This is a genomic window from Pedobacter suwonensis, assembly GCF_900111825.1.
Lineage (GTDB): Bacteria > Bacteroidota > Bacteroidia > Sphingobacteriales > Sphingobacteriaceae > Pedobacter > Pedobacter suwonensis.
The window spans coordinates 202162-226349 of the sequence record NZ_FOJM01000003.1; the positions used below are offsets into that span (position 1 = coordinate 202162).

At 38.3% G+C, this 24188-nt stretch carries 22 protein-coding genes; 8 read left to right on the forward strand and 14 right to left on the reverse strand.

Features of this window, described 5'->3' with window-relative positions; translation table 11 throughout:
* Positions 1-41 precede the first annotated feature (41 nt).
* Positions 42-1115, forward strand: a complete 1074-nt coding sequence (locus BM107_RS05350) for a hypothetical protein (RefSeq protein ID WP_090981034.1) — start codon at positions 42-44, stop codon at positions 1113-1115.
* Between the two features lie 1220 nt (positions 1116-2335).
* Here BM107_RS05350 and BM107_RS05360 read toward each other — a convergent pair.
* The gene (locus tag BM107_RS05360) at positions 2336-2560 is read right to left on the reverse strand and encodes a hypothetical protein (protein WP_090981036.1); all 225 of its coding nucleotides are present in this window, start codon (positions 2558-2560) and stop codon (positions 2336-2338) included.
* A gap of 178 nt (positions 2561-2738) precedes the next feature.
* Between BM107_RS05360 and BM107_RS05365 the strand changes: the two genes are divergently transcribed.
* From BM107_RS05365 to BM107_RS05385, 4 genes are all read left to right on the forward strand, one after another.
* Positions 2739-3104, forward strand: a complete 366-nt coding sequence (locus BM107_RS05365) for a hypothetical protein (RefSeq protein ID WP_090981037.1) — start codon at positions 2739-2741, stop codon at positions 3102-3104.
* A gap of 2 nt (positions 3105-3106) precedes the next feature.
* Complete coding sequence (locus BM107_RS05370) at positions 3107-3511, forward strand: hypothetical protein (RefSeq protein ID WP_090981039.1); 405 nt, start codon at positions 3107-3109, stop codon at positions 3509-3511.
* Between the two features lie 646 nt (positions 3512-4157).
* Positions 4158-4400 carry a hypothetical protein gene (locus BM107_RS05380; RefSeq protein WP_090981041.1) on the forward strand — a complete coding sequence of 81 codons (243 nt, stop codon included), beginning with the start codon at positions 4158-4160 and terminating at the stop codon, positions 4398-4400.
* Positions 4401-4408: 8 nt separating this feature from the next.
* Entirely contained in the window at positions 4409-4822 is a 414-nt protein-coding gene (locus BM107_RS05385) for a hypothetical protein (RefSeq protein ID WP_090981043.1), read from the forward strand.
* 208 nt (positions 4823-5030) lie between these two features.
* Here BM107_RS05385 and BM107_RS05390 read toward each other — a convergent pair whose 3' ends face one another.
* From BM107_RS05390 to BM107_RS05420, 7 genes are all read right to left on the reverse strand, one after another.
* The gene (locus BM107_RS05390; RefSeq protein ID WP_090981045.1) at positions 5031-5468 is read right to left on the reverse strand and encodes a hypothetical protein; all 438 of its coding nucleotides are present in this window, start codon (positions 5466-5468) and stop codon (positions 5031-5033) included.
* Positions 5455-5832 carry a hypothetical protein gene (locus tag BM107_RS05395; RefSeq protein WP_090981047.1) on the reverse strand — a complete coding sequence of 126 codons (378 nt, stop codon included), beginning with the start codon at positions 5830-5832 and terminating at the stop codon, positions 5455-5457. The genes BM107_RS05390 and BM107_RS05395 overlap by 14 nt, the downstream gene beginning before the upstream one ends.
* A 52-nt stretch (positions 5833-5884) precedes the next feature.
* Entirely contained in the window at positions 5885-6151 is a 267-nt protein-coding gene (locus BM107_RS05400; RefSeq protein WP_047800161.1) for a YtxH domain-containing protein, read from the reverse strand.
* A gap of 71 nt (positions 6152-6222) precedes the next feature.
* On the reverse strand, positions 6223-7272 hold the full coding sequence (locus BM107_RS05405) for an AI-2E family transporter (protein WP_090981049.1): 1050 nt from the start codon (positions 7270-7272) through the stop codon (positions 6223-6225).
* A gap of 64 nt (positions 7273-7336) precedes the next feature.
* A complete protein-coding gene (locus BM107_RS05410) occupies positions 7337-8755 on the reverse strand; it encodes a sigma-54-dependent transcriptional regulator (RefSeq protein ID WP_090981051.1) in 1419 nt (472 codons plus the stop codon).
* Positions 8756-8901: 146 nt separating this feature from the next.
* Positions 8902-9681 carry an enoyl-CoA hydratase/isomerase family protein gene (locus BM107_RS05415; RefSeq protein ID WP_090981053.1) on the reverse strand — a complete coding sequence of 260 codons (780 nt, stop codon included), beginning with the start codon at positions 9679-9681 and terminating at the stop codon, positions 8902-8904.
* Positions 9682-9684: 3 nt separating this feature from the next.
* Positions 9685-10107: a cobalamin B12-binding domain-containing protein gene (locus BM107_RS05420; RefSeq protein ID WP_244278738.1), complete on the reverse strand. Its 423-nt coding sequence runs from the start codon at positions 10105-10107 to the stop codon at positions 9685-9687.
* Positions 10108-10220: 113 nt separating this feature from the next.
* On the opposite strand from BM107_RS05420, the gene BM107_RS05425 reads away from it, so the two are divergent.
* The gene (locus tag BM107_RS05425; protein WP_090981057.1) at positions 10221-11876 is read left to right on the forward strand and encodes a glutamine--tRNA ligase/YqeY domain fusion protein; all 1656 of its coding nucleotides are present in this window, start codon (positions 10221-10223) and stop codon (positions 11874-11876) included.
* Positions 11877-12280: 404 nt separating this feature from the next.
* Here the strand turns inward: BM107_RS05425 and BM107_RS05430 are convergent, their stop codons facing one another.
* Positions 12281-13117 (reverse strand): N-acetylmuramoyl-L-alanine amidase, encoded by an 837-nt coding sequence (locus BM107_RS05430; RefSeq protein WP_090981059.1) that lies wholly within the window; start codon positions 13115-13117, stop codon positions 12281-12283.
* 116 nt (positions 13118-13233) lie between these two features.
* Between BM107_RS05430 and BM107_RS05435 the strand changes: the two genes are divergently transcribed.
* Together BM107_RS05435 and BM107_RS05440 are read left to right on the forward strand one after the other, a co-directional pair.
* A complete protein-coding gene (locus BM107_RS05435; protein ID WP_090981062.1) occupies positions 13234-14913 on the forward strand; it encodes a dipeptidyl-peptidase 3 family protein in 1680 nt (559 codons plus the stop codon).
* Between the two features lie 524 nt (positions 14914-15437).
* Complete coding sequence (locus BM107_RS05440; RefSeq protein WP_090981064.1) at positions 15438-17879, forward strand: TonB-dependent receptor; 2442 nt, start codon at positions 15438-15440, stop codon at positions 17877-17879.
* A gap of 100 nt (positions 17880-17979) precedes the next feature.
* On the opposite strand, the gene BM107_RS05445 is transcribed toward BM107_RS05440, so the two are convergent.
* The 5 genes from BM107_RS05445 to BM107_RS05465 all read right to left on the reverse strand — a co-directional run bounded on the left by BM107_RS05445 (position 17980) and on the right by BM107_RS05465 (position 23676).
* Positions 17980-18474, reverse strand: coding sequence for a GNAT family N-acetyltransferase (locus tag BM107_RS05445; protein ID WP_090981067.1), 495 nt, complete (start codon positions 18472-18474; stop codon positions 17980-17982).
* Positions 18471-19031, reverse strand: coding sequence for a thiamine pyrophosphokinase (locus BM107_RS05450; protein ID WP_090981069.1), 561 nt, complete (start codon positions 19029-19031; stop codon positions 18471-18473). Before BM107_RS05450 ends, BM107_RS05445 begins: the two co-directional genes overlap by 4 nt.
* A 63-nt stretch (positions 19032-19094) precedes the next feature.
* Positions 19095-20387 (reverse strand): hypothetical protein, encoded by a 1293-nt coding sequence (locus BM107_RS05455; RefSeq protein ID WP_134204507.1) that lies wholly within the window; start codon positions 20385-20387, stop codon positions 19095-19097.
* 59 nt (positions 20388-20446) lie between these two features.
* Positions 20447-21091 carry a thiamine phosphate synthase gene (locus BM107_RS05460; RefSeq protein ID WP_090981073.1) on the reverse strand — a complete coding sequence of 215 codons (645 nt, stop codon included), beginning with the start codon at positions 21089-21091 and terminating at the stop codon, positions 20447-20449.
* Between the two features lie 140 nt (positions 21092-21231).
* Positions 21232-23676, reverse strand: coding sequence for a TonB-dependent receptor (locus BM107_RS05465; RefSeq protein ID WP_317614796.1), 2445 nt, complete (start codon positions 23674-23676; stop codon positions 21232-21234).
* Positions 23677-24188 lie beyond the last annotated feature (512 nt).

Genomic DNA, 24188 nt, shown 5'->3' on the forward strand with positions numbered 1-24188 from the left:
ATTTTTGCTTATGGCTAAATAATTATAGCCATATTGATCTCATGGCCGAGAATCATTATGAGCTGAACGCTTACCATTATGCACTGAATAATCCTATACTCTATCAGGATTACATGGGGCTGGATACTACCTATCATGTTGGGGATTTGGACAACGGTAATTTTGGCAAATATGATCCGAATCATGATGATATAGATCTTGGAACGGTGACTGCTTCTGGCTCAAAATCAAGTGGAGGCTTTGGTTCTTTTGGCAGTTTTGGTTCTTTTGGTTCATTTGATGTAGTTCTACCACCATTAAGGCCAGGTAATAGTAAAAGTCCTTATCTTAAAGCTGAAAATAAAGAAGCCAATCAGGGGGGCGTTGGTGGAAATGCGTGGAACACCACTTCAAATACGGTTTCAGCTTTAGGATTTACGGTCGGAGCTGCAGAATACCAGTTAGGAAAAGTACTTGAAAAGCGGCTGGCCTATCAGTTTACCAAAGCAGCTTATGAGGGGTGGAAGAGTCCTGTTGGATCAACCTCGTTTAAGACAATCATAGGAACCATCAACGCTGACACTAAACTTGTACAACGGGCTGCTGCCTCATTGAAAGTAGGGGGCGCTATTATTGGAGGAGTTGGTTTTATTCCAGGTTGGGGCTGGGCTGCTTCGGGACTTTATTTTGGAGGAAAGTATATATTACAGGAAATGACTTTTGGAATAAATAAAATGATGATGTGGTATTATTATTTGAATTTTAAGGTTTATAAATTCTATCAGAAGAAAAAAGACAGCATCCCTGTATTTTATGCTTTTTTAGTTACTTCAACTCTTTTATGCTTAAATGTCTTCATTTTTTTTGGAGGACTGGGTGTTTTTATGCCATTGTTTCGACAACTAATCAACTTAAAAGTGATGTTAACTACTTATGCATTAATAGGCTTTTTGAACTACATGATTTTGTATAGGGCTCATTTATATGAAGGAGTATTTGGAGAGTTTGAGCGCGATGCAGGGAGATATAATATGAGAAGTTGGGATATATCGGTTAAGTTATATATATTTATTTCTATCATTCTATTTTTGTTGTTGCTGTTTATTGCTGATCTTAAAAATCAGGGACATCTATGATGGTATAAAGGAATAAATAAGCTGTTGCCAGTCAGGGGGGAGATAACGCGCTAAATTATTTCGATAAGAATACTGGTGATATTGGCAACGGCCTTGCAGGTGTTGGATATGTGTCAGGTGCCGTAGGTAATCGGGCTGGAAATATTATCAAGAGTAGATCACTTTATGGGGAACCGGGTGCGACTACTATTTTAAGTCCCCCTTGCAAATATTCATGTTCCTACTGGTGCACTAAGGACAACTGGTACGGTACTTAGAGGATTAGGTACAGCCGCTGGCTTAGCTGGCGTTGGAATTACCGGTTATCAATGTATAAATGGTCAGATTACCGGAAAAGAGGTATTAGTGGATGCCACATTTGGTGCAATAGGCTTCATGGCCCCTGTTGGTGCAGGGGTGAGTATTCTGTATTTTGGAGGTAAAGCTATATACGAATATTCTACTGGAGATACTTGTTTGATAAACCAAGACGTGAATGATGAGAGCGTATTATTATTTTTTATTTAGGGTTTATAAATTCTATACAGATAGAATGAAAAAGAATGACATTCCTTTAATCTATGTGGCGTCTATAAGTACCTTATTGATCTTTTTTAACGTATTCACCGTTTATTCATGGCTAATTTATAGTGATTATTTTAACGATATAATCCCGAGCAAATATTACGTATTAATTCCCATAGCAATTATCTGACTATTAAACTTGTATTTTTTAGACGAGAACTTTTCTTAGAATGCAACTTTACCAAAGATATGAAGGGAGGGCTATTGATCATTCTTTATATGGTGATTACAGCTGGATCGTTTATTATAGTTGCTAATTACAATCGTGAAAAGCTACTTAAACACCAGCAAGAACATCCGGTAAAAGAGCAAGTTAAGCAAAGGTCATCATTGGAGGGAAAAATAAAAAAATGGAGGAAAGACACTTTTTAGTGTTCATGCTTAAATGTTCCCACCAACGAGCCCTGCCACACCAGCCGGGCTTTTTGTGGTGCGCCCGGCAGGGCGCATTTACTTGCTGCTTACCGGCTAATTGCTTTATCTGCGCTTAGTGTCTATGTCTTTAGTTGTCTATGTGCATATATAAATCTGGGCATAGATGTTTAGGTGATCTTCTGTTAAGCAAAAAAAGCGGGAGAAGACGGGGCTGTCAAGGGAACGTGGAATAAATGGGTTGTACGTAAAAGGCTGCGTGGGGTTATGCCGCGAAAGTCCCTTTACTGCCCTAGCTTCGGGCTACCTTTGCGTAACAGATGATCGGCTTTATCAGGTGCGCAGGCCAGCTGGATATGCGCAGCATTGCTGCTTAACATAATGGCATTATCGGACGGCAGTACAACAATAAGTTGTTCTGTTAAAACGTCCGGCGATGCGAACGGCCAACTCTTTTTTCTTTCAACTGAAGAAGCTCGATTGAAAAAATAAAAATCAGTTGTGTACATTAGTACCTTATCATGCAAGACAGTAAGCCGATGGCCGGAGCAGAGCGGAAATAAAAGGTGGTGAAATTGGACTAGCCTATAAGAAAGCTAGTCAGAGAGAGGTGCTTCAAAGGACCTTAGGAAATGTAAATTCAAGTGTAGGAGCTTTTCTGTCGGAATAAGTGCCCAAAACGAGCTAATGGATTTTGCTGTAAGAACAAATTTCAAATCTGCACGAAGCTGGAGTGAATTTAATGCATTGCGAGAGACACAAAAAGCATGGAGAATGACGAATGCTTTGGGTAAGGCAGGGACTAAAGTTCTGAGCGCAACAAAGGTTTTGGGTGTAACAGCATCGGTTGTTACCACTGGAATTACAGCAACAAGGGCGGGAATGTATTATTATAATGGTGGTACTGATGCTTCCGTTGGAATAAAGGCCGGCATAGACATAGTGATGACCGGAGTTGGTTTTCTAAGTCCAATTGGGTTCGGTATTAGCGCAACCTATTTTATTCTTGATTCAGCAACCGGAGGTTTCGGTGGCTATGGAGCAATTAAATAAAAATGAGAAAAAAAATCAATTACATTTATTATCGATTTTACAGATTTCAGGTCTCCGTGGGAAATGGAGATGTTGCATTATCATTATCGCTTATATTTTTAAGCTTCTTGATTATGTTGAATTTTCTTACCGCTGGGTTTGTTTTATACGCTTTTTTCGGTGTCAAACTTCAATTCGGCAATCCCTTTATTGAAGGACCTCTACTTATTGGTATAATAACTATGGTTAATTATTTTCTCTTTGTTCATAAAAAAAAATATAAGGCAATCATTAAAACTTATAAGAATGAGACAAAAAACGAAATTAAAAAAGGAAACATCATGGTATTAATATATATATTGTTTTCATTTATTATGATAGGGGTTGGTTTCTGGTTAATGATTATGCGTAATAGGATGCTTTTATAATTAAAAGATAGTGCCAATCAGGAGATGGAAGCCAAGCTGCATTTTAAGCGTAATATTGCTATCAAGTAGCTGAAGCTCGAATAATTGTATTTTGAAAAAACTCAAAAACTCTTGCTGTGATGTCGAATCGGCAGGTGGACTGGCGTAGATGCGCTGGGGGAAGTCGCTGTGCACTAGTCGCCATATACTTACGGAAAAAATAACCCGGTAAGGTTTATAGACCCAAGTGGGATGGCCGATAAAGACTCCAAAGGAGGACACAACTCGGATATGACATGGATGAGGGTTTATTTGGCTCCGGCAAGGACATATTCGGGAGAGATAAATATGACAACAAATCTGGACAGTATATACCATCGTTTGAAAGAGGTGATATTGACTGGTCTCAATTAGCCAGAGCTTATGCGACACAATTCCGTCCACAAATGGCTGGGGATGAAAATTCCAATCAGGGGGGCTAAAATCAGATCCATCGTCATGGGTATTTACTACATCAAAAACTAATAGAAATGTTCAGACTGCAGGAGTAAGTGGAATTGATAAATGGTTTTTTGATGCGCGTTTTGTTAACTGGAATGATATTAAATTTAATTATGGCCATGTTACACTTCCCACGCTTTATTTTGAATATCCGAAAATAACAAATATGTTTTTTAAAAAAAACGAAGTATTATCCGCAAAATTTGCCGCACTTATAATGGCTAAAGCTACAGATAGAGCAATAAAGCAAACAAGTGACTGGTTTTATGAACAAGAAAACCCTGGTGTATGGGACACGAAGATACAATTTTTGAAATATCTAACGGAACAGGTATTAAGAGACGGTGGGCGCGTCACAAGTATGCCAAATTATACACCAGTTATTGTTACACCTTATCGAAGATTATAATGTAAAATATGAAACAAATACCTTATTTCCTATCTCTATTAAAGAGCAATGTGCTTCTTTGGACAATAATTACAACTAATAGCTTAACTAGCATCAATTTAGAGGGTACAAACCATGGGTACTGGTCAACACAATGTTTAGAGTTTAGAGATTATCCTTTGAACAAAAATGAGAAATTTAAAAGTGTCAGAATAACAGATAATGAATCTTTCATGATGTTTGATTTCTATACAGATAGTGATCAATACCTACAGCATTCAAATTATTATTTTGGACCAGCTTTAAAGGATCAAGAGACTTCAGCTGTTAAACGTTTCGAAAAATTTGATATAGGGTTAGATAAACCTATTGATATGGAGATTATAAATTATGGGAAAGGATATGGGACGGTTATTAGCATAACTGTTTATAAAGAAAAATAAAGAAATCTCTAATTGGCTCAAAACAAATGTGATATATACATCAAGGTAGTGTGGTCGATAAGAATCGATGTTAAGTTATTCTAACGATGAAATGAACTTCTAAACAATCCAGAATTAAGACTAACAGAATCTTTTTCAATTAAATTGCCAAAAAAGCGCTTAACAAAATTTGTTTGGCGCTTTTTAATATTAAGTTTTGTATAACGAACTAATAAGTTTCGCTATCTGGTGGAATCCCATAGTCTATAAATTTCTTTTGTTTTTTCTCTTTCCTTTTACCAAACCAGCCTTTAACGGAATTAAAAATTGCCGATAAATGTTCCGCATCAAGCGATTTACCAACCTTACCAGATACGAATCCCACAGCTGCCTTAGTTAAAAAACCAGCACCTCTGAATAGGGTTTTATTCATCACCATAGGTAAAAGCAATGACATTGCTGTACCGCTTATATTTAATTTTTCATCGGCTTTGAACAGGTTATTAGGCGTTGCATATTTCTTTATCAATGCACTAAGTGTAAATTGTTTAAAGAAAGTTTTGGTATCTGTTTTAAGCATATTTTGCTTAAGCGTATACTCCACCTTAAGTTCTAATTTTCTGGCCTGCAAGTCTTCCAGGTTACGGATGTCTTTATAACTTCTCATCTTCCTCCTTATCTGCAAGTTTATCAAAATATTTCCTGATCGCTATATTGATAATGGCTTTTTCAATGTATTTATCTTTCGTTAAATAAACAATAACGGCCAGTAAAATATAGAATAGGGAAACACAGCCAAAACCTCCTGCATAACTGCCCAAAAGGTCGGATACGTATAGTGCCAATGTTACAGAGCCAAATAAAAAGGCCAAAATAAAGCAAACGATAACAGTAGTACTGGTTACCAGATCAGCAAAAATTTTCGACGCTTTTTCTACAATATAAAGTCTGGTATACTCAACCCTGGCATCTAAAAAGCCTTTGGCGTCATCTATCAGATCTTCAATACTTTTATCTTTATTCTCTTGCATAGTTCAGATGAGATTTAGCCGGGTAAAAACCCGGCTATGCAATATTTATTTATTATGCGTGCTCTACGTCGTCGCTATATTCTTCTTCTACGCTTCTCAATTTAGTTTTAATCGAGTCTACTACTTTATCTTTCAGGCTAGCCAGATTATTAATCTCATCTGCAGCTTTATCTTTGATAGAATCGCCAAGATCTTTCAATGACTGGCTAAGTTTATCACGGGTTTCATCACCTTTATCTGGTGCGAACAAAATTCCTAGAGCTGCACCGGCAGCTAAGCCAGCTAAAAGCGCAACTACAACTTTTGAGTTATCATTCATAATTAATTATTTTAAGGGTTTAACAATGATGTACGATATAAAACTACTACATTATTTATTGTTAAGCTATATTATAACTCGCTATGCTCATTATTTGTTTTAATTCTTTCCAATCTTTCTGAAGCAAGCGTGCTGGTTTCATAAATCTTAACCAGCAGTATAAAATAAGATAATAGTAGCGGACCAAAAACAAGGCCCAGTATTCCGAATAAAGGTATACCAATAATTACGCCAATTACTGTTATTATAGGATGAATATTGCCAACTTTTTTTGCAATCATAAACCGCAGCACATTATCGATATTGATAATGACTACAAAACCGAAAACAAGCATCGCCCAACCTGCAAAATTATTTCCATTTGCGATCTGTAAGATCGCAGCGGGCACAAAAACAACAGGAGGTCCTAAAACAGGTACAAAGGAAATAAAAGTTGTAATTACACCCCAAAACATCGGGTCTTTATAACCCAAAACATAAAAAGACAGGCTTACCAGTGAGCCTTGAACAAGACAGATTAATCCCTGGCCCAATACATTCGCATAGGTGGTATTTCTCATTTCATCGCCAAAACGAAGCGCGTTTTGTTCCCTAAATGGGGCATATTTTATCAGGGAAAACTCGAATCTTTCCCGCTCAATCAGCATAAAGTAGAGTAAGAAGTAAACGACCAACAAGCTTAACACAATATTTACTGCACTTGACAGTAAAGAAGGAAAAAGGTCGGTAGCCCAATTGCCTAAGCGGTTTAAACCTTCCTGAATAAGACCCTGGTTAATTTTAAACGGAATGAGGTGCTGTAGTTTAATCAGTAAATTCCTGAAAAAAACCTCATTATTCTTCAATTCTGAAATTTTACTGATCACCATGCTGCTTAACGCATAAAAAGGCATCACAATAAGTATAATGGAAATGACAATGAGGAAAATAGCCGTTACTCTTTTGTTCCACCCCCTGTGTTCAGCCAAATGGATATAGGCTGGCCTCATGATCGTATATAACACCAAAGTACTTAAAATTGCACCAAAGATACTCTGCAGCGAATACGCAATTAACACCCCAAGCGCAATAATAATAACCAGGTTGATGTTATTTCGTTGCTTATAAGAAAATACTGACATTTTTAGACAATAAGGTTATTCTTTAAATCCTAAAATAGCCGGTTTTGTTTTCCCGATTTAAGATTTATATTCCTTTTTCAGGATCAATAAATTTGATTTTATTATAAAGTGTTTTTCTGTCGATATTCAAGATTTTTGCAGCCTTGGTTTTGTTAAAATTAACCGTCCTCAATACTTCTAAAATAGTATGATATTCAGCTTCTTTAGCCGCATGGCGTAAATTGACAGACGAATCGTGATTTGACCTATGCGGAAAAAGTGCGGCTTTTTTTTCACCCGGTTTCTTCGGGTAATCAGCCATCCCAAATTCCAATGGCAAAACATGCGGCTCAATCCAGTCGCCATCAGTTAATAAGGCAACGCGCCTGATCACGTTCTTCAGCTCGCGTACGTTACCAGGCCAGTTGTATGCCAATAAACACTGCTTCACTTCATCAGAAAAGCCTTTGATTTCTTTATTCAGTTCCTGGTTTGCTGTCGCCAAAAAGTGTTCGGCAAAAATCAGGATATCCTGGTCACGATCTTTCAATGCCGGCACGTGTATCGAAAATTCATCAAATCGGTGATATAAATCTTCCCTAAATGCACCCTTCTCGATCGCTTCCTTTAAATTTTCATTGGTAGCTACAATAAGCCGTACATCCACATCAATCTCCTTTGTACTGCCAATCCGCTTTATTTTCCGTTCCTGCACCGCCCTGAGCAAGGTTGCCTGAATTTCGTACGACAAATTACCGACCTCATCAAGAAATAATGTACCACCATTAGCTTGTTCAAAATGACCAATTTTAGTAAAGGCAGCACCAGTAAATGCTCCTTTTTCATGTCCAAAAAATTCACTGGCCGCTAAATCTTTGGTTAACGAACCACAATCCATGGCAATGAAAGGCTGTTCACGACGAGAACTATTTAAATGAATGGTTTTGGCCACACATTCTTTTCCCGTTCCACTTTTCCCCGTTAAAATAACGGTATAACCTGTTGGTGCAATGAGCTGGATCTGTTTCAGCAAGAACGCTGAAGCTGCACTCTCGCCATTAATGTACTCCTGACAATTAAACCGATCAGAAACAACCTTGCATCCGGCATGGTCGAAATGTTTAATAGATCTTAATTCGCCCTGCGCTTCCAGGGCCTTATTAATGGTATTTAAAATTTCATCCGTGTAAAGCGGTTTCTCAATATAATCGAAAGCCCCAAGTTTGATCAATTCTACAGCAAGCTTAATATCTGAATAGCCCGTAATAATAATCACACTGGTATGTGGATAGTGCTCTTTAATGTAGATTAAAATTTCCTTCCCATCTGTATCATCTAAACGATAATCACACAATACCAGATCGAACCGCTCTTTTCCAAGCACCTGCATCACCTTTTTACCGCTTGTTACATTCGAAACTTCAAATCCTTTTTTGGTTAAAAATCTGGAGAGCAATAAGCCGATGCTAATTTCATCGTCAACAATGAGTATCTTCTTTTTCATGAGCAGCGTTGTTATCCTAAAAACCCATATACATCGACAACATATAGAGTTAATAATTAAATAACATAGTTACTCAAAAAAATTTGCATTGAAAAGGATTTGCAACATTTTTGTTATACAAACATCAGATTAATACTACACTAATCTTATTTTCCGGAAAAGTTTGGTTTTCTCTTTTCAACAAATGCAGATACCCCTTCTTTAAAATCGGCCGTTTCGAAACATTTCCCAAACGCCTCAATTTCGGTAGCATAGCCATTATTATTATTCACCGCTGCGATGACAGCTTTTATGGCAGCCGAAACAGCCAATGGCGCACGTTGCTTGATCAAATTCAATATTTCTTCGGCCTTGCTTATCAGATCAGGCTGCGGAACCACATAATTTACCAGGCCTATTTTTTCTGCCGCCGGAGCCGTAATCATGCTTGCAGTTGTAATCATTTCTATCGCTTTACCTTTTCCAACCAATTGGGTAAGACGCTGCGTACCTCCATAACCCGGAATCAATCCTAAAGTAACTTCCGGCAAACCCAACTTTGCATGGTCTGCCACAATACGCATGTGGCAGGCCATAGCCAACTCCAATCCGCCACCTAAAGCAAAGCCATTAATTGCGGCAATAAATGGCTTTGGAGAGTTTTCAATAGCATTAAAAACCTGATTTTGACCAATTTTGGCTAAATCTTCTCCCTGCTTACCGTTATAATCAGAAAACTCTTTAATATCGGCTCCTGCAACGAAGGCCTTTTCACCCGCGCCTGTTAAAATAACCCCTCTTACCTCATCCGTTTTATCTGCATAGGCAATTACATCTGCAAGTTCTGCCAACGTATCTTTATTTAAAGCATTTAGTGCCTTTTCCCTATTTATCGTAACGTATAAAATGTTTTCCTTTAGTTCTGAAATTAAATTCTGATATGCCATAGCTTAAAAATTTCTATTTTCTGTTACCCAATTCTGGATATATTCTACAATACTGGCCATTGTTGTACCCGGAGGAAACAGCTCTCCGACACCCATAGCAGCTAGTTTCAACCGATCTGCCTCGGGGATAATCCCACCACCGGTTAATAACACATCATCCAACTGTTTTTCTTTCATAAAATGAATAATCTTTGGAAAAACCGTCATATGTGCACCAGATAGAATAGAGATCCCGATGGCATCTACATCCTCCTGAAGTGCGGTGTTTACCACCATTTCAGGGGTCTGGCGCAAGCCGGTATAAATTACCTCCATGCCGGCGTCTCTTAGAGAAGTTGCAATTACTTTAGCGCCTCTGTCATGGCCATCTAATCCAACTTTAGCTACTAAAACACGGATAGGCCGATTTAATACTTTGCTCATCATTCATATTAAGTTGATGTAAATGTATCGATTTTGGCTTTCAAATTAATCATTAACTAAAACAAGTAGAATTGCACTAATCTTTTTACATTTGCATTCCTAATTTACAGGTTTTTATGAGTGAAGAAAAGTCATTGAACTTTATTGAAGAAATTGTTGAGAACGACTTAAATAGTGGTAAGTATGAAACTTTGGTTACGCGTTTCCCGCCTGAACCTAATGGTTATCTACACATTGGCCACGCTAAAGCGATATGCTTAAATTTCGGACTAACACAAAAATACGGCGGTTATACCAACCTACGTTTTGACGATACCAATCCGGTTACGGAAAAAACAGAATATGTAAACAGTCAGCAAGAAGATATCAGGTGGCTGGGCTTTAACTGGAAAAATGAATTATATGCTTCAGATTATTTTGACGAGCTGTATGGCTTTGCCGTTAAGCTGATTGAAAAAGGTCTGGCTTATGTTGATGAAAGCGCTGCAGACGAAATTGCAGCTTTAAAAGGCACACCAACTGAACCAGGACAGGATAGCCCATACCGAAACCGCAGCATTGAAGAAAATTTAGACATTTTCACGAAAATGAAAAATGGAGAATTTCCTGATGGTGCGTATATTTTGAGAGCTAAAATCGATATGGCCAGTCCGAACATGTTAATGCGCGATCCGATTATCTATCGCATTAAACATGCCGAACATCACCGAACAGGCAATAAATGGTGCATTTATCCAATGTACGATTTTGCTCACGGACAAAGCGATAGTATTGAGCATATTACCCACTCCATCTGTACCTTAGAATATGTTTCGCACCGCGAATTATACGATTGGTTTATCGAAAAGTTAGAAATTTTCCCATCCAAACAATATGAATTTGCCCGTTTAAATCTCACCAGTACAGTAATGAGTAAGCGTAAGCTGCTTCAACTGGTTAACGAAAACCTGGTAAACGGATGGGACGATCCGCGTATGCCTACCATCAGCGGTTTGCGCAGGAGAGGTTTTACGCCAAAAAGTATCCGCGAGTTTTGCGAACGTATCGGCATTGCCAAGCGCGAAAACTTAATTGAACTCAGCTTATTGGAATTCTGCATCCGTGAGGATTTAAATAAAACGGCTAATCGCGTAATGGCAGTTTTAGACCCGATTAAACTGGTCATTACGAATTACGAAAAAGGAACAGAAGATTTAATCGGTGAAAACAATCCTGAAGCTGAAGACGGCGGTGGCACACGAGTGATCCCTTTTAGCAATGAGCTTTGGATAGAACGTGAAGATTTTATGGAAGTGCCGGCAAAAAAATGGTTCCGCCTGGCTCCTGGTGCAATGGTACGCTTAAAATTCGCCTATATTGTTAAATGCGAAGATTTTGTGAAGGACGAAAACGGAAACGTGACCGAAATTCATTGTACTTACATTCCGGAATCGAAAAGCGGAAGCGACACGAGCGGGATCAATGTTAAAGGAACCATCCATTGGGTGAGTGCACCACATGCTAAGACAGCGGAAATCCGCCTTTACGATCGTTTATTTGTTTCAGAGACCCCAGATGCTGAAGAAGGTGATTTTAAAGATTATTTAAACCCTGAAAGCTTAACGGTATTGCCAAACGCTTATATTGAACCTGCTTTGGCAGATGCAGATCTGGATGGCCGCTATCAGTTTATCCGTAAAGGTTATTTCTGTTTAGATAAAGATTCAACAGCCGATAAATTGGTTTTCAATAGAACAGTAACGCTAAAAGATACATTTAAGAAGCCAAATTAATAGCATTGCCATAATATAGAACACGGATAGATAAAATTTGTCCGTGTTTTTTTTTGCCAAAATTCGGCTGCAAATGCATGCAGAGCAGAATGTGATAGCAAATATTAGCATTCTTTTTTACGCCATAAACTTTGGACATTACACTTTTAAAGATCCTGGAACAAACTTCCTTTGACAAATTTCTTAATAAAGAGTCGTCATTGCGAGGTACGAAGCAATCTTAAAGCGCATGCTAGTAGCGATTGTTGTAAGATTGCTTCTTCGGCTGAAAAAGCCTTCTCGCAATGACGATTCCTCAATGCCTATCACTGCAAAAAAACTCCTCTGTAATCTATATGATTTTTATAAAATCTATCCCTCATGATGATGGCATGAGTGCAATCTACAACAAAAGGTCACTCCGCTTAATATTTTGTATAAAGGTTATACAACACCAAAATATCAACCGGTGTTAAAGTTTTTGTGATGTCTGTTTGTATAAAGTGTATTTTGAAAGCTTCAATGGCAGCCGGCAGGTTAGCCGTATTATAACCAATGTATTTAAGGGCTTTTTCTGTATCAAAGTCTGCAGGTGGATTTTTCAGCACATCATCATACCAAAACCCGAAACCCTTGTCTGCCAATTTCTTCCACGGGAAATTCCTGGGATCATTTTTACGGCCTGGTGCAATATCTGCATGGCCGATAAAATTTGCGGTAGGGATGCCGTAAGCTTTTTTCAAAGTAGCCAATAACTTTAGCAAGCTGTTTATTTGCGCATCAGGCCATGGATCGGTTAAACCATTATTATCCAGTTCAATTCCTATAGATGAAGAGTTGAGGTCGGTATCTTTACCCCATTTGCTCACACCAGCATGGTTTGCCCGTAAATAATCATTAACCATATGCACCACTTTACCATCCCGGCCAATTACGTAATGCGCGCTGGTACCTGCTTTGGTTGAGAAAAATGTTTTGATGGTTTGTGCTAAACTGTCCTGAGCCGTATGATGGATCACCACAAAATTTGGTTTGCGTATCCCAAAATTTACAGAACCAATCCACTGCTGATTTGTTGGATTTAACGAATCGTATAATTGCCCGGCTGGAGGTACCGTTCCGATAATTTCTGCAAAGCCTTTTGCCTTATCCTTATAAATTTTTTCTGTTGCCGCGTACCTGTTGGTTGTGCATGAGGCCAAAATCATGGCCAGAGAAAAAGCAGTTAATAAAGATGTTTTGTATAAATTGGAAAACGGCATGGGCATGTTGATTTTAAAAAAAATGAAGGTACAAAGTTATGCTAAACTTCGCCCAATGCATCAAACTTTATACAAAGCTTTTAAAATTTACTAATTTAGCGGCCATATACTTTACTATGAAGAATTTATACAGATCAACCCTGTTTGTATCAGCGATAGCCATTTCAGCAGGTGCATTATCATCTTGTACCGGCAATAATAAATCTAATCATGAAAATACTGCAGTAGTACAAAAAGATAGTCTTACCGATTATGTTGCACAGAGGTTACCGATTTATGAAAGGGTAAAATTAACGACCAATATTAACGGGCTTAGTGTTAACGACCGCAAAATTTTGCCTCTGTTAATCCAGGCGGCAGAAATTATGGATCAGCTTTATTGGAAACAAGCTTACCCGCAAAGAGATAGCCTGCTGGCTACTATTAAAGATGAAAAAACCCGCGATTTTGTTAATATCAACTATGGCCCCTGGGATAGATTAAATAACGATAAACCTTTTGTTGAAGGTGTAGGCCCCAAACCAGAAGGAGCATTCTTTTATCCAAAGGGAATTACAAAGGAAGCGATAGAAAAATCAGACCTCAAAGATAAATTTGGTGCCTATTCTGTTGTTCAAAAAGACAGTACAGGCAAATTATCAACCGTCCCTTATCACGTACTGTTTGCTGCTGAATTACAAAAAGCAAGCTCCTTGTTAAAACAGGCTGCTTTAATTGCAGAAGATGCCGGTTTAAAAAAATATTTAAACTTAAGAGCGGACGCCTTGGTAACCGATAATTTTACGGCGAGTGATTATGCCTGGCTGGATATGAAAACCAATGGCCTGGATATTATTATCGGCCCGATCGAAAATTATGAAGACAAACTTTTTAACGCCCGTACCAGTTACGAAGCTTATGTATTAATTAAAGATAAGGAATGGAGCAAACGTTTGGCAAAGTATGTAAAAATGCTTCCCGAATTACAGAAAAACCTACCGGTTGCAGCAAAATATAAAACAGAAACCCCTGGAACCGACTCGGAGTTAAACGCGTATGATGTAGTTTATTATGCCGGAGATTGTAATGCGGGATCTAAAACCATAGCTGTTAACCTACCAAACGATGAAAAAATTCAACAGGAAAAAGGCACACGCCGTTCGCAGCTAAAAAATGCCATGCAGGCAAAATTCGACAAGATCCTGGTACCGATATCAAAAGAATTAATTGAAGCCGACCAACAGCAGTACATTAAATTTGATGCTTTTTTTGCAAACGTAATGTTTCATGAAGTAGCACATGGCTTAGGGATTAAAAAAACCATTACCGGAAAAGGCTTTGTTCGTGCCGCATTAAAAGAACAATACAGCTGGCTGGAAGAAGGCAAAGCCGACATATTAGGTTTATATATGGTAACCGGACTGCTTAAAAAGGGCGAATTGCAAGGTGATATTAAAGATTACTATACCACATTTATGGCCGGTATCTTGCGCTCAGTCCGCTTTGGTGTTTCTGAAGCACATGGAAAGGCAAACATGCAATGCTTTAATTATTTTCAGGAAAAAGGTGCTTTCGAGCGTACACCAAAAGGCACCTATAAAGTAAACTTCGAAAAATTTGCATCAGCAATGAACGATTTGAGTGCGTTCATCCTCACCCTTCAAGGTAACGGCGATAAAGCTGCAGTAGAAAAGGCACAAAAAGAGAAAGCAGTTATTCATCCAACGCTTCAAACAGACCTTGACCGTTTGACCAAAAAGAATATTCCGGTTGATGTAGTTTTTGAACAAGGGGTTGATGTACTGGGCGTAAAATAATATTTGCCAGCTCAAATAATTTAAGGTACAGGCCAACAGATATTTTATTTGCTGGCCTGTGCCTTTTTATTCACTTCTTTCTGCAAATCGTTGTCCTGAACTTGTTTCAGGATCTATCTGGCAAACGCATTATGCTGTGGAGATATCTATTTCTCTCTCCCTAAGGATTCTGAAACAAGTTCAGAATGACGCAACGAAATAAAGATTTGCATATACATGTCGCTGTAAATTTAGTTGAGGCATTGCGCAAACTTAATTTAAACAGCGCTATTCTTCATTTTTTCAATCTCTAAACCCGGCCATAGATTTCCACCTCAGTACGCTGAACTTCGAAATCCCGACTTCGGACTTTTTCAAAATCCCTGTAACCTTTTCAAAAAACGGTCGTCTTACTGATAACAAATTACGGAAACCCTTCGTTTCCCGGACTAAACTTTAAATAAGCTGGTAATTAAACTGAAAGCGCATGAAAATGCGGTATAGGGATTTTTTTGCCCATTTTTTAAAGAATAAATACACCAAACATGAAAACAATATACAAAATAACATTTTTCCTTACGCTTCTTTTTACTATTAAAACAGGTTTTGCACAAACCAATCCTAAACCGAACATCAGCGGGATAATTTTAGATGAAAATAAAAAACCTGCAGATTACGTTACCGTCGTACTCTTTAAAGCATCCGATTCCAGTGTGGTTAAAACGGCATTTACCGACCCAAGCGGAACATTTAATTTCAACATTTCGGGCAAGGGGAGTTATTACTATAAAGCCAGCAACATGGGGTACAAAACCCTTAAAAGTAAAACCATTGTTCTAACAGAAGATCATCAGAAAGTAGATTTTGGAACGGCACAGCTTATTGCAAGCACTCAAAACCTAAAAGATGTAAATGTAGCGGTTACCAAACCATTAATCGAAAGAAAAATGGATAAGATTGTAATGAACGTTTCCAATAGTGCGGTTATGACCGGCTCCACTGCGCTTGAAGTTTTACAAAAAGCACCCGGCGTAACCGTTGATCAAAACGATAAGATCTCGATGATGGGCAAGCAGGGCGTATTAATTCAACTGGATGGCAAGCAAACCTACATGAGCAGTGCCGATGTAGCCAACCTGCTACGGAATATGCAGAGTTCGGACATTGAGAGCATTGAATTGATTACCAATCCATCTTCCAAATATGATGCCTCAGGTAATTCAGGAATCATCAATATCAAAACCAAAAAGAATAAAAACGGCGGCACAAACGGTAGCATAAACGGATCATTAGGTTATGGCAAAAACCTGAGGGCAAATACGGGTTTAAACCTAAACTACCGCGCACAGAAAGTTAATCTTTTTGGCAATTATAGTTATGGCAAATTTGAGCGCGATAACCTGATTGCTATCGACCGCATATCAAATGGCACAACCGATACTTATTTTATGCAGGTAGGTGAGAGCAACAGAAAACAATATAACAATAACCTGAAGGCCGGACTGGATTATTTCATTGACAAGAAAAACACCATTGGGATATTGGTTAACGGTTATTTTAACCACGGCAATGAAACTTCAACTAATAACACCTTAATTGGTCCGTCTTTTCAAAAGATAGATTCAACTTTGATAACCAATTCATTGCAGACAAACAAATACAATAATGTTTCTTATAATCTAAATTACAAATCTGTTTTAGATACCGCCGGCTCAGAAATATCTGCCGATCTAGATTATTCGAGATACAAAGGGAACGATGGTTCTAACTATGAAAACGATTACCGTTTTCAAAATGGAGACAGAATCCGTCCGATAATTTATACCCGGAACAACACCCCTTCCATTATTGATATCAAAGCATTTAAAATCGATTATAATGTTTCGCTAACCAAAACGGTTAAACTTGAAGCCGGGCTCAAAAGCAGTTGGGTGAAGACGGATAATGATCTTCAGGCAGAAGCGTATGTCAATAGTGCCTGGGAGAATGATACCAGAAGAAGCAATCAATTTGTATACGACGAAAATGTAAATGCAGCTTATACCAATGTAAACAAACAGTTTAAAAATACCAGCGTGCAAATTGGATTGAGGGTTGAGCAAACCAATTCGAAAGGAAACCTGATCACTAAAAATACGGTTGTTGAGCGAAATTACTGGGATTTTTTCCCTACATTATTCGTGCAGCAAAAGCTTTCAAAAAACAATCAATTAGGGTTTTCTTACAGCAGAAGGATAGACCGCCCGAGTTATGATGCTTTAAATCCATTTATTTATTATTTGGATGAGTTTACCTATAGCAAAGGAAATCCTTTTTTAAATCCGCAGTATACACACAATTTTGAACTGAGTTATACCCTTTTGCAAAAATATATGCTCTCAATAGGTTATAGCAGAATTAATGATGTAATTGCAGAAGTGATTTTGCCTGACGCAGCAAGCCAATCGCTATACCAAACCAATGCAAATATTGCCACCAATATCAGCTACAATGCTAATCTAAATGTACCTCTTCAACTTACAAAATGGTGGCAGACCAATAACAACTTAAATATTTTTTACCTTAGTTTTGAAGCGCCAGATCTGGCCGGAAGTGCTTTAAAAACCGGAAAAACATCTTTTCAGTTTAAATCTCAGCAAACCTTTACCATTATGGACGGATTTACGGCGGAGATAAACGGCAGCTACGAATCGCCACTGGACTATGGAACACTAAGTTTAAAAGCCCGTTATTACATTGATGCAGGCTTAAGTAAATCAATGTTCAACAAAAAAGCAAGTTTGAAGCTGGCTTTGTCGGATGTATTCAATATGTCTGAAAGTAATTTATCAAGTGCTTATCCTGGTTTAACCTACTCATTACATCAAAAAAATGAAACACAGGTCGGCCGGATCAGCTTTACCTATCGTTTCGGTAAAAATGAGATTAAACCGGCCCGTCGCCGCTCAACAGGTACCGAAGCAGAGCAGGGAAGGATGAAGAATTAGGAATAATTTTACCCGTCCTTTCGACTATGTGTCACCTGAATTTATTTCAGCATCTATTCATAAGATCCTGAATCAAGTTCAGGATGACGATTGGTAGGGTTTAAAACTTATATTCCATTACATAATCATCCATAAAGTAACCCTCACCAATATCAAGTTTTACCGATTCTTTAACCGTAAAACCGCATTTTAAGTAAAAATCCTTTGCTTTATTATGCTTGTTCACATTTAATTGCAAAGCACTTCCTCCGGCATTTTTCACCTGGTTAAAAACCTCATTAATTAAGATTTTTCCGATGCCTTTACCATGTGCAGATGGAAGCACATAAAGTTTGTGTAGTTTGTAAATGCGTTCATCATGACCAATGATGGAATATCCTGCAAAGCCAAACTGGTTTTCGCCTTCCTCTGCAATCAGGAAAATATAGCCTTCCATCAATTGTTTTAGCAGTTCCCCTTTGCTATACATTTTATCCAACATATAATCAATCTGGGTTTGCCCGATAATTTCAAGATAGGTTGAAGGCCAGGTTGCAGCAGCAATATCCCTGATCACTTCTATATCTTCTTCTTTTGCTCTTCTAAGGGTGATCATATAGGTTCGCTAATAAAAATCGGTTGTCCTGAAAAAGTAAACTCTACAAAACCATCTTTAACTACAATAAAAATTTCATCTTCATTCTGTGCGAGGTTTGTTACTTCGAGGTATCGGTTGCCATGGATCAGGAATTCGCTTCCGGCAGGCTTCCAAACGGAAAATCCCGATTTTATAGGATAATGTTTTGCCCTTTCGGTGAATACCACCAGGTTAATTTTATCTTCAAATCCGGCAAATTTCTCTAGGTCGAATTTTCTTGTAATCACATTTACCGCAGGATATTTCTCTTCGTACAGATAATTAACAGCTACCATTAAGGCATCAGCAGGCCCCTGAACAACTTTTGTATCTTCCTGCGCATCCTGTCCGCTCCCGTTTACCAGCACATCTACCTTTAAACCCAGAGAGAAAATCTTGTCGTAATTTTCTCCGTTAACCAAAAGTGTAGGGCTCCATTCAAGCAACTGTCCTAAAAGTTCTTCGTTAAAATCGCCAAGCTCATCAATGTACAAAGCTGGTTCCTGTTTTTCTTTTACAATATGGTGTGAAGACATAATGCGAATATAGAAATTTCGCTTAAAGTAAGGTACAGGAAGAATCAGCCAGACGTAAAATGATTAACGATTATATGGATATTCACTTATCCAATGGAATCCCCTGTTAATGAGTTTAAAATCTTTAAGGTCTTTTCGTTTAAAACTAACCGATATCGAATCTTTTTCTGTCAGGCCTGATAAGGTCAGTTTATCTTTTCCCGTAATGGTATAGTTTAAAACATATTTTGCAGAGTCTTTATCAGTTGATTTGAGTACCACTATCTTTTTCCCCTGATCAAAAACCGCAGTGAAATTAACAGTGCTGTCGTTCATCTTTTTTATTCGTGCGTAGCCGGGGTAGTTAATAATCAGCTGTTTCCACCTTGTACTATCTGTTGTGAGTGGCTCCAGAATTTTACCTTTATAGCGCATGTGCTCGACATTATAAATGCCATACATAAATGGCTTTGGCGCAGCACTGCCATACGTTTTTCTTTGATCAATTAATGATGATATTAAAAATAGTAGTGAAGCTGCGATATATAGATATTTTACACCATAAGCCGTATAATAAAGCCATTTCTTTTTAAATTCAGGTCGGTACATTTGCTCAAGTTGCTGGCTTTCATACTTAATAAAAAAGCGATATAGCTTTAAGAAATGCGGAGCTAAAATAAAAAGACACATCACTACCAGTGCGGTAGAAAGTAGTTTTACAGGAACATCGAAAAAATAATTCATCGTCATTACATGCACTGTTGCAGCCAGTGATAGAAAGGCACCTATAACAACTGTTCTACGGAATAATAACAGGACGGCTGAAACTTCGATAATACCCATGAAAATATTATAACCTTTAGAAAAACCCAGAAATGTCCAGGCTAGGCCCATTGGCGAGGCATCTCCGAATGGCTGGAGCAATCTCATCAATGAAGGATCGGGAAACTGTAGTTTGATTACTTTAATCGCGCCATATAGTATCAAAGTAAAGGCTAAATAAAATCTCACCAGTACCACTAACCAGTAATAAGCTGCGTGGTAACTTTTGCGTTTGCGATCTAAAACCGACCAGATGATGCTGCCAATTACGGATACCAAAAATATAAAGAGCAGCAATATCCAATCATAGGAGGTATCGCCGCTGCCATTGGTGTAAATGGTAAAATCGTAATGATAGTGGATAATGTGTTTAGAAAACCAGGGAATAAAATCATGCAATACCAGGTTTGGCAACTGCAGTATACTTGACAATAAAGTAAAAGCCCCGTTATTATTCAGGATGATAAAAAGAGACAGGAGCAGAAAAAAGAACCTGAACGAGATTTTTTTATAAATATTCCAGGGTGCAGCATTTTGAAGAGCGTTTTCAGACATATTTTGTTTGGTTTTATCCAAAGCTAAAAATTATCCTACACCGTTCAAATCATAAAATGTTAATTAACAATGCTTTCTTTAACTAATGTGTAAAAATCCTGATAGGCTTCAATAAAATCATCAGCAAAGTTAATCGCCCCTGAAACAGCTATCCCATAGATGCCAGTTTGCATTAATGCTTCTACATCATAGGTCCTAATGCCGCCTACAGCCAATACCGGAATGTTGATGGCCTGAGCTTTTAATGCTTTTACCACTTGCTGATAACCTTCAAAACCCAGGTGTTGGTAATTGTTGGGTTTAGTTTCAGTTGCTCCAAGTGGACCATAACCGGCATAATCGGCACCCTCTTTGGCTAGCCTGATTAGATTTTCTAACGTGTTTGCAGATCCCCCAAGCGTAATATCATTGCCAACCAGTTTGCGCAGGGCAATAAAATCAGCATTCATATCTTCTATATGAAAACCTTGGATATCGGCCTTTCCATTTAAATGAACATGATCGGTAACAATTAAAGTGGTTCCCCAATCATCACATATTTCAGCTATCGCATTAATATCCTGTAACAGTGCTTCATCACTTTTGCTCAGGCAGCGGTACTGGATCCATTTTGCACCGGCCTCACAGGCCAGTTGTGCCTGTTCAATGTGACTTAGATGTGGGATATCGTGTGTGATGTAATGAAGCTTTTCTATGTATTTCATTCTGAATCAGGACAATTAAAATTAAAGGATTTTAAAATCAGTAGGGCAAGATAAACAAAATCGCCATTGAACGTTTATCTTGCAATGGCGATCTTAATGATTTTCTGCTTTAGTCTTTCAGCTTTTTGCTTTAGTCTTTCTTAAAATTTTACATTCAAACTTAGCAAAAAGTTGGTTCCCGCCTGCGGATAAAAGAAGTTTTCAGTTATTCTGCTTCCGCCTGACTGATAGCCATATGTATAACCGTTGCTTTCATACTTTTTATCGAAAATATTGTTTACCAGTAAACCAAGGTTCATGTTTTTAACACCTGCAAATTTAAAATCATAACCCAAACGTGCATTGCTTACCCAATAACCATTAAGCGTCCTATCGTTATTCTGTGTATTATCCAGGTATTGCTTGCTTACATATTTACTTTGCAAAGCTACTGCAAAACCACTTACCGGTTTATAAACCAGCTCGCCAAAAAGCACGGTATTTGGAGAATAAGAGATATCAGTTAATTCATAGTTTTTAACGACTTGTCCGCCGTTATCATAATCATCATAATATTCGGTAAAGTTTTTGATTTTATTCCTGCTCAGTGCTGCATTTGCATTTAACACAAACTGACGACTAAGGACGTATGAACCATCTAATTCGATCCCTAAACGGTAACTCCTGTCTACATTTTGACGAAAGTTTCCGCCCACATCATTTATTTTTCCCGTAACCACCAACTGGTTTTTATAAAACATGCCATAAGCATTGGCGCCTATATTAAATTGTTCGTTTTTAAAACGGTAGCCCAGTTCTAAATCATTTAAACGCTCTGGTTTAGGAATAACGCCCACGGCAGCATCTGTAAAGTCATCACGGTTGGGTTCTTTATTGGCCACACTATACGAAGCATATATATTGCTTTGCGGATCAATAAAATAAGTTGCCCCAAATTTCGGGTTAAAGAAATTCAAGGTTTGGTTAATGGCCAAAGTATTCAGTTTATTTTCTGTTCCGGCAATATCATAATATACACGACGGTATTGCAGATCGGCAAATAAACTCAAATCATCAACAGGGCTATAATTTACCTTGCCATAAACGTTAAAATCGGTTTTGAAACCCTCATTATCATAATAATGGCGATCAATATTGCCGTTTGAAGCATATTGCGCCCAAATTACCTGGCCAAAATGCGCACCCTTATATTCATTGTATGCGCCACCCAAAGTAAAGTTTAAATTCTTTTCAGGTACGTAGTTAAAAGCATAGGTAACGCCGTAGAAATCATTATCTAACCAACGTCTGCGAATTAAATCAGTTTCGGTAATAGGTGTACCACCAGCAACAGCAACTGGATTCAAGCCATAATGTTTCAGGCTATCCTGTACCCGGTATTCTTCATAATAACCTTCACCCTTGGTATAATGTAAGGCACCATTAAAAGAAAACTGTTCAGAAAACTGTCTGGCATAGATTAATTGGTAGTGGTTCTGTGTATAGTTATCAGTTTGATTATTATAAAGAAAACTGTTGTATCGCCTGCCCGAGTTTAACAGGTTTTCCGCATCTTCTGCACTTAATCCATTTCTGTCAATATAAGCCTGCATGCCGGCTAAATCATTTTCTAAACGCGATTGCGGGATTCCGTTCCACGATTGGTAGGTTTTTTCATTTCCAGAGAAAACATTTACACGCAATAAATCCTTATCGCCATGGTAAGCACCAGATAAAAAGTACGATTTCAATAATGAAGAGCCACGATCTACATAACCATCAGAGCTGATTCTTGATAAACGTCCATCAAAGCTAAATCGGTTGTTAATCAAACCTGTTCCTACCTTTACGGTATTTTTCCAGGTATTGAAACTGCCATAAGTATTATTCAGCTCAGCATAGGGTTCTGTTTCACTGGCGGTAGTCTGAATGTTTAAACTTGCGCCAAATGCACCTGCACCATTGGTTGAGGTACCAACGCCACGCTGAATCTGCACGTTATCAACCGACGAGGCAAAATCAGGCATATTCACATAAAATGTTCCTTGGCTTTCGCTATCATTGATGGGAATGCCGTTAACCGTTACGTTAATCCTGCTGTTATCGCTCCCACGTATTCTGATACCTGTATAACCTACACCAGCACCAGCATCAGAAGTAACCACTACACCCGGTGTATTCTGTAAAATAAAAGGCAAATCCTGCCCGAAATTATTCTGCTGAATTTCTTCCTTACTAATATTCTTGTAAGTAGTTGCCGATTTATCTGTGGCACGGGTTGCACGTACAATGACTTCATCAGCCAGGAAATTTTGTGGCGCCAGGCTAAAATCAGCGGTAGTATTTTGGTTAATGTCAATAGTCTTTTCAACTGTTTTATAACCTACGTAACTGACAACAATGGTATATTTTCCGCCTGATAGGTTGGTAATACTATAAGTTCCCGTGGCATTGCTTACCACCGCTGTTTTTTGATTCCGCAATTTAACTGTGGCACCTGGCAGCGGCTGCTGATTCTGATCTGTTACTTTGCCCGTAACCGAAATTTGTGCCGATACAAAGAAGGGCAACATTGCAACAAGTGCTGCAAAAAGTAAATTTTTCAATGTTTTGTTTTTAGTTAAACCCATCGGAAAAAGGGGCTTCCCCGATTTCAGTTAAACTTCCATAACTCCAATCCCTACGCCGGCATTACCCGGATCAGGTGCATTTGAGGTTGATGGCTGGAGGGTTTTAAGGCTGACGGGATTTAACCCTCTACCTTTTTACCTTCTACCTTTTGCCTCAAAATGGGTATGATCTCAGCCTGTTTTTGTGTTTATTTAAACAAGGCACCCCTAATGATGGGACAAATGTAGAAAATTTTAAGCAATCCGAATATTTTTTAATGTATTGGGTTTAATAGGGTAAAAATTAATGGCATAATACCTGCCCGTACAGACGTGGAACTATTTGTTATTATGGATTTGAAAATGAACGGTTCTGTGCGCATGGCATTTTCAGTCCCGCTTTGCCTCCTGCCAATTTAAAGGAAATTGGCATCCGTTCCAATCGGGTTCAGGTGGCCAGGCAGGTAGAGATATCAACGTTAAAACACCAAACGTTCCTATGGAACGAA